This window comes from Bacillus sp. F2HM (assembly GCF_019266135.1).
Taxonomy (GTDB): Bacteria; Bacillota; Bacilli; order Bacillales; family Bacillaceae; genus Bacillus; species Bacillus safensis.
The window spans coordinates 99,814-113,081 of sequence record NZ_LRMO01000015.1 but is presented as its reverse complement, the minus strand read 5'-3'; the positions used below and the strand labels follow the sequence as shown (position 1 = coordinate 113,081).

General features: G+C 41.2%; 14 protein-coding genes. 5 read left to right on the top strand and 9 right to left on the bottom strand.

Annotated features, from left to right (window positions below):
• Window positions 1–31: 31 nt before the first annotated feature.
• Both AWT60_RS10585 and AWT60_RS10580 read right to left on the bottom strand, forming a co-directional pair.
• The gene (locus AWT60_RS10585; protein ID WP_017360317.1) at window positions 32–121 is read right to left on the bottom strand and encodes a YjcZ family sporulation protein; all 90 of its coding nucleotides are present in this window, start codon (window positions 119–121) and stop codon (window positions 32–34) included.
• A gap of 145 nt (window positions 122–266) precedes the next feature.
• Window positions 267–353 carry a YjcZ family sporulation protein gene (locus AWT60_RS10580; RefSeq protein ID WP_008361129.1) on the bottom strand — a complete coding sequence of 29 codons (87 nt, stop codon included), beginning with the start codon at window positions 351–353 and terminating at the stop codon, window positions 267–269.
• Between the two features lie 161 nt (window positions 354–514).
• On the opposite strand from AWT60_RS10580, the gene AWT60_RS10575 reads away from it, so the two are divergent.
• Window positions 515–1,399, top strand: a complete 885-nt coding sequence (locus AWT60_RS10575) for a peptidylprolyl isomerase (protein ID WP_024425449.1) — start codon at window positions 515–517, stop codon at window positions 1,397–1,399.
• A gap of 53 nt (window positions 1,400–1,452) precedes the next feature.
• On the opposite strand, the gene AWT60_RS10570 is transcribed toward AWT60_RS10575, so the two are convergent.
• From AWT60_RS10570 to AWT60_RS10555, 4 genes are all read right to left on the bottom strand, one after another.
• The gene (locus AWT60_RS10570; protein ID WP_024425448.1) at window positions 1,453–1,683 is read right to left on the bottom strand and encodes a sporulation YhaL family protein; all 231 of its coding nucleotides are present in this window, start codon (window positions 1,681–1,683) and stop codon (window positions 1,453–1,455) included.
• Between the two features lie 116 nt (window positions 1,684–1,799).
• On the bottom strand, window positions 1,800–2,747 hold the full coding sequence (yhaM, locus tag AWT60_RS10565; RefSeq protein WP_024425447.1) for a 3'-5' exoribonuclease YhaM: 948 nt from the start codon (window positions 2,745–2,747) through the stop codon (window positions 1,800–1,802).
• 62 nt (window positions 2,748–2,809) lie between these two features.
• Window positions 2,810–5,596, bottom strand: coding sequence for an ATP-binding protein (locus AWT60_RS10560; protein WP_218677224.1), 2,787 nt, complete (start codon window positions 5,594–5,596; stop codon window positions 2,810–2,812).
• A gap of 16 nt (window positions 5,597–5,612) precedes the next feature.
• The gene (locus tag AWT60_RS10555; RefSeq protein ID WP_149125809.1) at window positions 5,613–6,827 is read right to left on the bottom strand and encodes a metallophosphoesterase family protein; all 1,215 of its coding nucleotides are present in this window, start codon (window positions 6,825–6,827) and stop codon (window positions 5,613–5,615) included.
• Window positions 6,828–6,999: 172 nt separating this feature from the next.
• Between AWT60_RS10555 and AWT60_RS10550 the strand changes: the two genes are divergently transcribed.
• Complete coding sequence (locus tag AWT60_RS10550) at window positions 7,000–7,188, top strand: YhzD family protein (protein WP_024425445.1); 189 nt, start codon at window positions 7,000–7,002, stop codon at window positions 7,186–7,188.
• A gap of 31 nt (window positions 7,189–7,219) precedes the next feature.
• Here AWT60_RS10550 and AWT60_RS10545 read toward each other — a convergent pair whose 3' ends face one another.
• Entirely contained in the window at window positions 7,220–7,993 is a 774-nt protein-coding gene (locus tag AWT60_RS10545) for an enoyl-CoA hydratase (RefSeq protein ID WP_218677223.1), read from the bottom strand.
• Window positions 7,994–8,174: 181 nt separating this feature from the next.
• Between AWT60_RS10545 and AWT60_RS10540 the strand changes: the two genes are divergently transcribed.
• From AWT60_RS10540 to AWT60_RS10530, 3 genes are all read left to right on the top strand, one after another.
• Window positions 8,175–8,501, top strand: coding sequence for a potassium:proton antiporter (locus AWT60_RS10540; protein ID WP_231506868.1), 327 nt, complete (start codon window positions 8,175–8,177; stop codon window positions 8,499–8,501).
• A gap of 64 nt (window positions 8,502–8,565) precedes the next feature.
• A complete protein-coding gene (locus AWT60_RS10535) occupies window positions 8,566–9,063 on the top strand; it encodes a cation:proton antiporter regulatory subunit (RefSeq protein ID WP_024425442.1) in 498 nt (165 codons plus the stop codon).
• Window positions 9,064–9,066: 3 nt separating this feature from the next.
• Complete coding sequence (locus tag AWT60_RS10530; protein ID WP_024426572.1) at window positions 9,067–10,290, top strand: cation:proton antiporter; 1,224 nt, start codon at window positions 9,067–9,069, stop codon at window positions 10,288–10,290.
• Window positions 10,291–10,327: 37 nt separating this feature from the next.
• Here AWT60_RS10530 and AWT60_RS10525 read toward each other — a convergent pair whose 3' ends face one another.
• Together AWT60_RS10525 and AWT60_RS10520 are read right to left on the bottom strand one after the other, a co-directional pair.
• On the bottom strand, window positions 10,328–11,602 hold the full coding sequence (locus tag AWT60_RS10525) for a lysine N(6)-hydroxylase/L-ornithine N(5)-oxygenase family protein (protein ID WP_218677222.1): 1,275 nt from the start codon (window positions 11,600–11,602) through the stop codon (window positions 10,328–10,330).
• A 75-nt stretch (window positions 11,603–11,677) separates the two neighbouring features.
• Complete coding sequence (locus tag AWT60_RS10520; protein WP_218677232.1) at window positions 11,678–13,177, bottom strand: coproporphyrinogen III oxidase; 1,500 nt, start codon at window positions 13,175–13,177, stop codon at window positions 11,678–11,680.
• Between the last annotated feature and the right edge of the window lie 91 nt (window positions 13,178–13,268).

The window sequence follows — 13,268 nt, the reverse complement described above, 5'->3', positions numbered from 1 at the left end:
GTTTGAGGGCAGCTTTTTGTGTATATTTGAATTAGCAAATCCAAGATGCACCGATGATGATCAATAAAATGAATAATACGACGACTAGTGCAAAACCGCCAGCAAAGACTTCTCCTCCCATGTAAAAACACCTCCTGCCAGTTCTTCCTCTGTTCTAAGCTCAGTGTATGCAGAAAAATAAAAAACGTTTAGGCACCTGTCATCGTTTGAAAAAAGAACCGCCCTCACGCACGGCAGGACGGCTCCCTTCTGTCACAGCGATTTAATTAGTAAAGATATGCTGCACCAACGATGATCAGCAAAATGAATAGCACGACCAATAAAGCAAACCCATTAGAATATCCTGCTCCCATATAATTCAGCCTCCTTTTTGTGATCACTATATGTGTATGTCGCGCGCAATTTTTTGACTAGACGAATGCCCTTCCATTTGCATTTCTTTTTACAGCGTGTCACAATATGTTATGATACAAGCAATGATAAATAAATTGGAAAGATTAGGAGTGTTTTTTGAATGAAAAAAATGGCTTTAGCAGCTGTAACAGCAGTAAGTGTTTTAACTCTTGGCGCATGCAGTAGCGGTGATAAAGATGTGATCGCCACAACGAAATCAGGAGATGTCACAAAAGGAGAACTTTATACAACTCTTAAGAAACAAGCAGGTGGAGATGCTCTAAACCTACTTGTTCAACAAAAGGTTCTTGCTGACAAATACAAAGTATCTGATAAAGAAATTGATAAGAAATTGGAAGAATATAAAAAGACACTTGGTGAAGATCGTTTAAAACAGCTTCAAGATGAATTCGGTAAAGATTACATCAAAGATCAAGTGAAATATGAGCTGCTGACTCAAAAGGCTGCCAAAGCTAACATCAAAATCACTGATAAAGAAGTAAAATCGTATTACGATGACCTTAAAGGAAAAATCCGTGCAAGCCACATTTTAGTAGCTGATAAGAAAACAGCTGACGAAGTGGAAAAGAAATTAGATAAAGGTGAAAAATGGGATTCCCTTGTCTCTGAATATTCAACTGATACTGCTTCAGCAGCACAAGGCGGCGATGTAGGCTGGTTCGCAAAAGAAGGCCAAATGGACGAGAACTTCAGCAAAGCTGCTTTCAAACTAAAAGTAAATGAAATCAGCAAGCCAGTAAAATCCCAATTCGGCTACCATATCATTAAAAAGACTGAAGAACGCGGTAAATATGATGACATGAAAGCAGACTTGAAAAAAGAACTGCTTGACCAAAAACAAGCAGACACAAATGAAATCCAAAACATCTTAAACAAATTAGTAAAAGATGCTGATGTGAAAGTAAAAGATAAAGAGCTTCAAAAAACGTTCAAAGAAAAATCTGAACAGCCTGCACAAAATCAGCAGACACAACAGAACCAGTAATCACAAAAAACCCCTCTGCCGTAATCGTGCAGAGGGGTTTTTGTATGACGAGATTAAGCAATTGAATGATCTTCATGTGCCGCAGTATCCTGTGATCTTTTCACCTGCTGATTCTGGCGTCTGCGCTCTCTTTCCTGTTCCATTCGCTCGATAAATATTTCTCCTTCCTTTTCAATAAAGGATTGATCAATTTCTTGCTCCTCTTTGGCTGTTGTCATTAATTTATACGCACAGAAAATAATGCCGATAATACATGCATACACCCACCACGGAAAAAACAACATTTTTTCATCGCCTCCTTTTCTTAAGGAAATTCCTCTCTTCCTTTGTGTTACATGCTTATGCGAAAAAAAGACAAGTTATGAAAAAAACGCCCGCATAAACGGACGTTTTGACATGATTATTCGTGATGGAAGGTTGGTTTATAAAACGAACGATTCTCAAGTGCAAAAATACGTTCTGTATATTCTCCTGGCTTCACATGCTCAAGCGCACGATCCATCATGTTCATTTTCGCATCTAAATTATCAATATAGTGGAGAATTTCAGCTTCTTTCACCATTGGTGGTTTCGGGCTGCCCCATTCTCCTTTTCCGTGATGACTCAGGACTAAGTGCTGTAAAATGAGAATTTCCTCTGAATCAATGCTAAGCTCTTCCGCAGCTTTCGCAATTTCTGTCACCATAATGGAAATGTGGCCAATTAAATTCCCTTCCACAGTATATGTCGTGGAGACTGGACCCGAAAGCTCTTTGACTTTCCCTAAATCATGAAGAATGATGCCTGAATATAAAAGATCTCGATCTAGTGATGGATATAGGTCAACAATTGATTTTGCTAAATGCAGCATAGACACAACGTGGTAGGCGAGTCCAGAGACAAATTCGTGATGATTTTTTGTCGCTGCTGGATAATCAGCAAATTCCTGTCCATATTTCTTCAGCAAATGCCTTGTAACACGCTGAATATTAGGGTTTTTCATATCAAAAATATATTGCATAATCGTATCCATCATATCGTGTTTTGGAATAGGAGCTGTTTCGAGAAAGTCATCAATTCGAATTTGCTCGTTTTCAGCAACAGGGCGTATATTCCTAAGCTTCAGCTGATTCCTCCCGCGATAATGATGAATGTCGCCTACTACCTTCACGATGGTTTGCGGACCGTAGGTGATTTCATCATTCTGCTTTGCATCCCATAGTTTCGCCTCAATATCTCCACTTTGATCTTGAAGAATGAGCGTTAAAAATGGTTTGCCATTACTTGCAATCCCTTTAGTAGATGATTTAATTAATAAATGCAGGTCAACTTGTTCGCCGACATCATAGGTCATGATCCCTTTAGCCATTCAATAAAAGCTCCTTCCATGTTTCTGCTCATATAAGTATAACATAAGTCATTATTTGTCAATCATTCAACTGCTAAACTCGTAATCTGTCCATCTTCTGCTGCCTGCGTCATATGCTGATGACAGGTAAAATAAAACAGCTGTGTTTCAAAACGCGTGAGTTCATTTATCAACTCCAGTACTCTTCCTAGACGAACATGATCAAAATGAACGAAGCTGTCATCCATCATAAACGGAAGCTGACATTCATGCTGATGAGACAAGGCGAGTGCAAAACGAATGGCCAGATAGACTTGTTCACAGGTTGCTTGTGAGAGCTCCTCTGGGCGGAATATTCGTCCGTCCATCCTTTTCACGATCAGCCGGTCATCCTCGGGTGAAAATAAAATGGCTTCATATCGATCATTCGTTAACGGCTGAATAAAGCGGGAGGCTGTTTGCAGCAGTGCTGGCAGCCTTTTTTCTTTATGTTCATTCAATTTTTCTCGAAGGACGGAGCGAACAAGCTGAACCGCCGCCCATTTTTTCGCAAGGTGCTTTGCATGCTCCTGCTCAGCTGAAAGCTGATGAGTCAAATCAGACACCGTACCTGAAGCTTCTATTTGCCGGATTTCCACTGCTCGTTCTGCCAGGCGTTTTTCCATATTCGCCGCATTCGTTTGTATGTTATTCAGGTGCTGCTTTGCTTCCGCACACTCTTCTTCAAGAAGACGCACCCCTTTACGAACAATCGATTCTTCCTCATCAAAGCAGCCGCTTCTATGCAGCTCTTGATTCAGCTGCTGCAAATGGGAAAGCCGTTCCCGATATTCTTTCGATAGATGGGAAAGAATTTGGTAATCTTTTTTGGACTCTGCCTCTACTTGACGAAAAAGCGCATCCATTTGTTTTTCGTAATAGTCAATTTCCCCTTCTAGCGCCGTGATCTGCTGTTTCACATGTTGAATCGATACATCCAATGTCTGACGTTCTTTTTCTCTTTTCGCCTCATCTTTCAAAATCTCTTGAAAGGCCGAGATGTTCTCTTGAATGGTGCCTTCCTTTCGTTGCAGAAGACTGCTTAACGCTTCCACCCTTTGCTCATAATTGGATTGCTGGCCGGCAAGCTCGTCTATTTCCCGGCTAAGCTCCTCATATTCCGCTGTATCCGTTTTTAATTGCTTCAGAATAAGAAAGGCTTCTACTAGGAAAGAAAGCTCTGAGGACAAGCCCAGCTGTCTTTTCTTTTCCTCTACTTGCTGCTGGACAGGTTCCAGCTCCTGCTCCCAGTCTTCATATTGCCGGATGATCCTTTCGTACAAAAGCTCCTTCTGCCTCACAAGCGTTTCAGCTGAAGCTGCCTGTACTTGGAAGGAATCGAATGCTCCCCCGCCGCTTCCCTGTTTCACCTGTGCCGATTTCAAAAATGGGTAAATAGCAAAGAAGACAAAAACAGAAAACCCTGCAAATAAGAAAGTAACCCACCACTCTGTTAATAAGAAAAGGACAAGCAGAAATGCAGCATCAAATATCACCATCACAGGAAATAACCACGCCCGGGAATGAACCTTTTTCTCTTTTGTTCTTGTTTCCCCAGCTTCCACTGTACTTTGCGATTTGGCCTGCTGTTCCTTTAATCCTTTTAAAGCGGTTTCCGCTTCCTCCAGCTCATGTCTTGCATGATCAAACCGGTCATCCAGCTGTGCCTTTCTGTCCATTAAACGAACGTATTGGCTGACAGCCTCCTTTAATTCCCACTCAAATTCAAGGGAGTCATCAATCTGATCAAGCTTGACTGAACGCTGCCACTTTAGCTTCGCTGCGGCTTCGTCCATTTTTTGTTTCAATGAATCACGTTCTGCTTTACATTCAGCTAAGCGGTTTTTGACACGTTCAGCATGAGAAGATTCATCAACGACACGCTTCATCTCCAGTAATGTATCCTTGTCATAAAGCGGTTGAACTTGTGCCAGCGAGGTTTGCAAATGATCTAATTTTTGCTTTAGTGCAGTCATTTGAGCCTTTTTCGGGTGAAGGTGTGATTCTAATTTATCCAATTCATGCTCTGTTTCTGCTCTAAAGCGTTTGACTCGTTCTGGATAACGGGCTAATTCTCTTTTTAACTCCATCTTCTTCTCTATCATGGGATAAAGCCGAATGTGTTCGTTTAACTGCTGAATTTGTTCTTCTGTCTGCTTCATTTCCTTTTGAAGCGCTGCGATATTCTCTATTAATTCAGAATGCTCCCGTTTTTTCTCTGTATAACGGCCTTCTGCCAATCTAGCTTGTTTCAGCTGGGCAGCCAGCTCTTTTAAACGATCAAGCTGCTGGTTTAATTCCGGCTTGCGTCCATTTGGTTTAAACAGCTGCTCCTGCTGCTTAAGCAGCCTGCTATCCATCTTAGAGGCAGCATCTGAGCCAAATAAACTTGAGAAAAGGAGGAATTCACCGATTTGATCTTCGTTTAAGGCTTGGACATTTTGCAGTCCAAACACATCAAATGAATAGATTGATTGGAATAATCTGCGATCTGTTCCCTTTAAAAGAGTTCGTAGAAATGCTTCATCTTTCACTTCACCATTCGGTAAAAGCACCTGTGCTTGACCGCCTCGATCGGACGATCTCTCAATGTGAATGACACCTAACTCCTCATCTAAGCAAGTGAGGGAGCCGCCATAGAAAGATCCTTGTTTCGGCTTGTATATCTTGTTTCTTGAAAAACCAAATAACATCGACTCAATAAACGCCTTCAATGTCGTTTTCCCCGATTCATTCAGGCCGTAAACTAGCTGAAAACCGTCATCAGAAAAGTGAAAGGTTCGATTTGAAAATTTCCCGAAATTCGCTATATGGAGTGAACGTATTTTCATCATACCTCTCCTTTTCTCATAATTGCTTCAGCTGTTCCGTCAGCAGCCTTTGTGCTTCTTCTTTTATATCCAATTCATCCTCTTTTGTGAGCGCTTTTCCTGACTTCCTGTAGATTGGGTGACGCTTGATCGGTAAAAGCAGCTCTTCATATGACTCAAACTGTGCAATTTCTGCCGTTAGTTCCTTCAAAAAAGAATCCTCTGGATAGATCACATCCTCATTTGTTCGGCAGTCAATTGACATCACCCAAACGAACACGTCTTCATCTTCCTCCTGCTCATGAAAAACAGTCAACAGCTCTTCGAGGACCTCAAGCTGCGTATGCTCAAAGTAAGAAGGTGCATCACCTGTCAATTCAATTCTCACAAAATGAGGAACGCCTTCCTCTTTCAGCTCATTGATTTTGCCTTCCACTAGTGTGACAAGATCCGTCATATGAACCGTTTCTGTGATGTCTATGGCCAGTTTCTCAAAGATGATATCTGCACAGCTGATAAAATCCGCTGCCTGAGAATCTTCGGAGAGGTGAATCAAGTAACAGCCTTTTTCTCCCGTTTCTTTAATATGTCTGCCCTGCACATTACCAGGGTAAATAATAAATGGGTCTTCATGCAGAAGGGCTCTTTTATGTATATGTCCGAGCGCCCAATAATCAAAATCCCGTGCTATGAGCTGCTGAAGCTGAAATGGGGCATATGCATCATGTCCTTCTTGTCCGGCTAATGTGCCGTGAAGCATTGCAATGTGATAGGCAGCATCTGTTGTTTTGACATAATGAGATGTCATATTTTCATAGACAGCCCGCTCTTTGTAGCTAAACCCATAAATACTCGCGACAAGCTGCTTCCCTCGATAATAGGAGATCTCACTTGGTGTACTGCTCGAAAAGACATGTACATTCTCGGGCCACTCAATCGGTGTCCATTCCCCGCCTAAATGATCATGATTCCCATAAATAATAAAGACTTCAATGCCGTGCGTTTGCAGTCTTACAAACTGATTTCTTAAAAACAGCTGTGCTTTTAAGCTGCGATTGGATTCATCAAATAAATCTCCGCTCAGCAGCACAAAGTCTACCGCCCGCGCAACGGCGAGATCAAAGATGTTCTTAGCACTTTGAAATGTACTTTCTTTAAGCCGCTTAAATATAGAATTAGGTATAGTCGACATTCCTGCAAATGGACTGTCTAAATGTAAATCTGCGGCATGAATAAAGGTGAGCTTAGTCAAACGTCTATCTCCTTGTCCGATACTGTCATTGTCCATATTTTATCATGCCATTTTTACGAATGCACGTTCTATCACTCTCAATCTAAAAAACACATTTTTAAAGGCTAAAAAAGAGGTTTTGTCTTATTCCATGTTTAATTACATTAAAAAACAGAGGAAAGGAAGATGAGGCATGGAGAAGACATACTTTTTAACCGTATTTGACCGGTCGGGTGAGACTTTATTAAATGAAAAAATCACAGCGGATAGTGACAAGAAAGCAAAGGAATTAGGACGTCATCGCTTAATGGAACAGCAATACACAAAGCATTCTCATCGACTCGTTGATCAAGCAGGAAAGCTGCTTTTATTTGAACGTTAAAAAAGCCGGCTTTCGCCGGCCTCATGTTCATTTATGCTTTTTGAAAGACAGGACGTTTTTTTTCTAAAAAGGCTTGTATACCTTCCTTGTGATCATGACTTTTTCTCAGTCTTGCCTGTGCTGCTCTCTCTTTTTGAAGAACGGCTAAGAGCTTTGATTCTGACTGCTGGAAATAGATCATCTTCGTTTCGATAAAGGCTTGAAGCGGCATGTTCATAAATGGCTTCACACACACTTTTTGGTACGTATCGACCTCATCCTGAAACACCCCGTCTGCAAGGCGCAGCTTTAACGCTTCTTCAGCCGGCAGCTTTTGTCCGTTCCAAATCAATTGTTTAGCGGTTTGCTCACTGACTCTTTTTGTGAGGAAAAAATGCCCCCCGCCATCAGGAATTAATCCTACTCCATTAAAATTCATGGCGAGTTTTGCATCCTGATGCATAAACAAGTAGTCACAGCTTAGAGCAAAGCTAAAAGCGAGGCCTGCTGCTGACCCGTGGACAAGCGCAATCGTCACTTTTTTCATACCAGCTAGAGAAAGTGTAATTCCCTCGATCAAATCCATCACACGATGAAAATCTTCTTCACTTTCCTGCTTGAGCATCATCCCAATATCTCCGCCTGCTGAAAATCCTTTTCCCGCTCCCTTGATGACAACGACTTTTGCACTGCTTTCCTCCGCTGCATCACATGCTTCTTTGAATTCAGCAAACATGTCCACATGAAAAGAATTATAAGCTTCAGGCCTATTGAAAACGATTTCAAAAACATCCCCGTCTAACTGACAATTGATATATGTCATCATCCATCCCCCTCTTCTTTTAAAAGCTCATAACTTACTTCCATTTCCATCATGTAAAACCTTTTTCTCTAAATAAAAAATTTCAAGATCAATTGATACTAAAATAAGCATAATGATTGAAACAAGAAATATATTTTTATATAGTAAAAAAAGAAAGAAAATAAATTTGAAAGGAGGAGGATGATTGATCAGATGTTCCATCATGATATTGGTTAGCTTCATCGTCATGTTTTCTCCTTTTTCAAATGTCGTTTTTGCTTCACAGGCAGAAGCGAGTATACCTAGCCTGATTTCTCCATCCATTTATGATGAAGAAATCAATGCTGTGAAGACACCTTCGTTTTCAAAAAAACATGCTTCATCCATTCTGTTGAAGGACAGATTATCAATGATGGATGCCAAGACTTTTCTGCCAAAGCCTGCCCCATCAGCTGCATTGTCCATTGATTTATGTTTTTTGGAAATGAAGTGTGCGATCCCCGTTATGTATCAATCTAATTACCTCTACTGATTCATTTTATTTCATCCGCATTTACTATATGAAAAACACAGACTATCAAATTCGGAGGGATAAAATGAACATTAAAGAAAATGATCTTCCTGGGATCGGAAAGAAATTTGAAATTGAAACGAGAAATAGAGAAAAGATGACGATTGTGATTCATGATGATGGCAGACGGGAAATTTATCGTTTTGACGATGATGATCCAGATGAAGTGCTGTCTACCATTTCACTCGATGATGCTGAATCCCGGCAAATCGCTGCTATTATCGGCGGTATGGTGTATAAACCGCAGGCACTAGAAACCATTGAAATGGCCTTCAACGACTTGATCATTGAATGGTTTAAAGTGGAAAAAGGTGCAAAAGCGGTTGGACATACACTCGGTGATTTAGATGTGAGACAAAATTATGAAGTCACCGTGATTGCGATCATTAAACATACAAATGAAAAATTACTCAACCCTGGTGCCGATTCGATTATTCAAGCAAATGATACGATGGTCATTTCGGGCGAAAGAAAACACTTGAAACGATTGGTACGTGATTTTCTTTCTAGAGGGGGAGAGTGATGAATGGATCATCTAGTCTTTGAAGTTGGGACGGCGCTAATTCTTATCGCCATCGCCAGCTTAATCGCCAATAAAATTAAATTTTCTATCATCCCTTTTCTCATTGTCCTCGGAATGATTGTTGGGCCGCATGCTCCAACTATCGGGATCATTGATTTGAAATTTATCGAAAGCACGGAGATCATTTCGTTTTTTGGCAGAATGGGCGTCCTGTTCCTTCTTTTCTATCTTGGACTTGAGTTCTCTGTCGGCAAACTCATTAAATCGGGTAAATCTATTGCAGTCGGCGGATCTATTTATATTTTGATCAACTTCAGCTTAGGACTGCTCTACGGTTTTATCACAGGGTTTGGATTCCTTGAGATTCTCATTATGGCAGGTGTGATCACCATTTCATCCAGCGCCATTGTGGCCAAAGTCCTTGTCGATTTGAAACGGACGGCAAATCCTGAAACAGAGTTAATTCTAGGGATTATTATGTTTGAGGATATTTTCCTTGCCGTATATTTATCTGTCGTATCAGGTCTTGTCCTTGGAGATGCCACTACTGTTGGCGGTGCCTTATTATCGATTTTAATCGCTTTTGGTTATATGATGCTTTTCTTTATCATTGCGCGGAAGCTGCCAAAACTATTAAACAAGTTGTTTGATATCCGTTCGAACGAAGTGTTCATCATTGTGATTTTTGCGGCTTTGTTCTTTGTCGCTGGTTTCTCAGAAACGATTCATGTAGCAGAGGCTATTGGGGCTCTCTTACTTGGTCTTGTTTTCTCAGAAACAGAGCACTCAGACCGCATCGAGCATCTCGTGGTTCCGTTTAGAGATTTCTTTGGAGCGATGTTCTTTTTCAGCTTTGGTCTCAGTATCGATCCGTTTACATTGGGTGATGCCTTCTGGCTTGCGATCGGCGCTGTGATTCTTACCTTAATTGGGAACTTCACTGCCGGAATGTTCGCTGGACGGAGAGCTGGATTTTCTCATAAAGCCTCTTCTAATATTGGATTAACCATCGTATCGAGAGGAGAGTTTTCAATCATTGTTGCCGAGCTTGGCATCGCCGGCGGACTTGCCGCTACTTTGAAGCCCTTTGCTGCATTGTATGTCTTAATCCTTGCGATCTTAGGACCGCTCGTAACGAAAGAATCTAAGAAAATCTATCAAATCCTAAACAAAATCTTCAAATGGAAACCTGAAAAACCAAAAGTAAAAAAAGAAACGACGATCTAATGAAAAAGGGCCCTATGCTTAGGCCCTTTTTTATGTCTTATTCAAATTGCTGAAATGCAGTTTCTTGCTTGACTGGCGCTTCCTCGACCCCGCGAATGGTTCGAATGACTTTCTGGTTGCGGTAAATCGATAGTTTCAAATTGGTTGCCGCTGTTCCATGAGAATGATCAAGATTCGTGAATGTAAAGAAATGATTTGAGCGTTTGTCTTTGAACACAAGCCTGAAGTCGTCTGTCACTTTAAAATGCTCTTCACTTTCCCATTCAATCAAAGGTTCATATGCACTAAACCATTCAGGAATATTCGGTGTATACCCTGTAGCCAATACAGCATGATCTACAGTTATGCTTTTTTCTTTCTTCAGCTGCCACTGTTTGAGATGCAGCTCCAAAGGCTGATGCTCTCCTCTTTGAATCGCTTCAAGCTCTGTCATTGGCTGAATGAGCACAGATGGCTCTTCACCTGAAACAGAGCGATGATACAGCTCCTGATAAATGCGCGAAAGCGTTGATGCATCGATGCCATTTCTTAATCCTGTCAGCCTAGGCAATGTGTTCATACGTTCTTCATAAGGAAGCGAATGAAAATACTCGACATACTTTGGTGTAAAAAGTTCTTGGCCAAGCTCTGCCGTCTCCAGCTCTCTAAATTCACTAGAACGTGTAAACCATGAAAGCTGCTGTCCTTTCTTTTGATGCTGAAGCAGGTCTAAGAAAATTTCAGCTGCACTCTGCCCTGAGCCGATTACCGCCACCGACTCAGCTTCGTGAAGTGCTTTCTGCTGATCTAAATAACGGCTGCTATGGGTCACATATGAGTATGCTGCTTCAGGCACATCGACTGGAATCATTGGTTTGCTTCCTGTGCCTAACACGACATGCTTTGCACGATACTCAGAAAGCGATCCATCGTTCAGCCGTCTGACTTTCACAAGGTAGCCATCTTGGCAGTCCGTCACTTCTTCTACCTTCATCCCGAACTGGCAGCTGTCTAATTCCCCTGCCACCCATGATAAATACTCATTGAATTCTCTCCGCGGGATATCAAACTGTTCAAATGTATAGAACCGGTGAAGTCTATTTGATTCATGTAAATAATTTAAAAATGTATACCTGCTCCTTGGATTCGCCATTGTGACAAGATCTGCTAAAAAGGAAACTTGCAAATCCGTTCCTTTGATCAGCATACCAGGATGCCAAGCAAACTCAGACTCTTGTTCAAAAAAACAGCATGAGACATCCTCATACTCCTCTAACAAAGCGGCCAATCCTAAATTGGCGGGCCCAATCCCAATTCCGATCACATCTATCATATGTACACCTGCTTTAACTTTTTATCACTTATATACCCTTTTACAAATGAAAAAAACACTGCGTCATCGCAGTGTTTAAACGTGAGAAACAAATAATGATTCAAGGAATTGAATTTTCTCTTCTGTATAGTGTTCATACCGGTCATTATACGATTTTGGATCTTTTGGATTGGCATACTGCGTAATTTTTCCTGTCCGTGGATCAATGAATTTACTCGCTGCACCGCACCCAATGCCAATGATTGTCTGTACTTCTTCCATGATAATGATATTATACAAACTTTCCTGTCCATCTAATGAATACCCGACATTTTCGAGATTTCCCAAAATATTTTTTTGTCTATATAAATAATACGGGTGATATTGATGTGCTTTCGTCCAAGAGACCGCTTCATCCATCATACGTGTGATTTCTTCTCGGTCTGCTACTTGGTATTTCTCCTTATTGCGCGTCATTTCAGATGCTCTTTTAAAGGAGAGTGTATGCACGGTTAAAGATTCAGGCTTGAGCTCTTCAGTCTGCTGCAAGGAGTGCTGAAATTCTTTGAGCCCTTCTCCCGGCAATCCAATGATTAAGTCCATATTGATATTATTCATGCCGTACTGTCTTGATAAGTGATACTTTTCAATCGTTTCTTCCACACTATGATGCCGGCCAATAGCCTTTAGTGTTTCATTCTCATACGATTGCGGGTTAATGCTAATCCGGTCAATATTGTAGCGGTTTAGTACCTCTAGCTTATCAGGCGAAATCGTATCAGGACGCCCTGCTTCGACAGTCACTTCCCGTATATGCTTCACATCTGGGAACGAGCGATACATTTCTTCATACAGCAAATCCATTTCTTCCGCTGTGATGCTCGTTGGCGTGCCTCCGCCAAAGTAAACAGTCGTCACTTTGATTCCATGTTCTTTAAGCCATGCGCCCATTTTTTGCATTTCATAATGCAGACCAAACAAAAACGTTCCCACTCTGCCAGCTTGTCCTTTAATGGCGTAAGCAGGGAACGTGCAATAAGCACATTTTGTGGGGCAGAAAGGAATGCCAATATAAATACTCACTTCCTGCTGAAGGTCATACAGATCTGGAATGGCTTTAAGCTGACGATCGACAATCTCCTGCATCAAATTGATTTTGTCATCATGAATCAAGTAATCACGCTTTAATGCCTCATGTGCATCTTCCTTTGACATGCCTTCTCTCAGCATCTTATGGAGCAATTTCGTCGGACGTATTCCTGTGAGAATCCCCCACTTTTGTGTCATTCCTGTGTGCTCCTGAAGCAAGTGTAAATAAACAGACAGCACTGTGTTTTTGATTTGTTTCCAGCGCTCCTTATCGTTCAAGCTCTCTGGGACATTCCGCGAAAAACGACTGGTGATGTCTGATCCATCGATATGACCAGATGCTTCCACCATGCCATTTTCTTCCTTCCAGCTAAATTCCATGATCAAACCATCATCCAGTTCACTTGGTTCAAACATCACTTCACTATCTTCTTCAAATAAATTGGCTATATTGACAAGCGGGCGATGAAATCGTTCATCTGACAGCCCTTTAATTAAAATTCGCATCATATCACCTTTATCTTCAAACTTGTTTCATTTTACAAAATTCATGTAGGAAAAGCAATGAAGGGAACAGACGAAGGCCCTGTCATTTCTT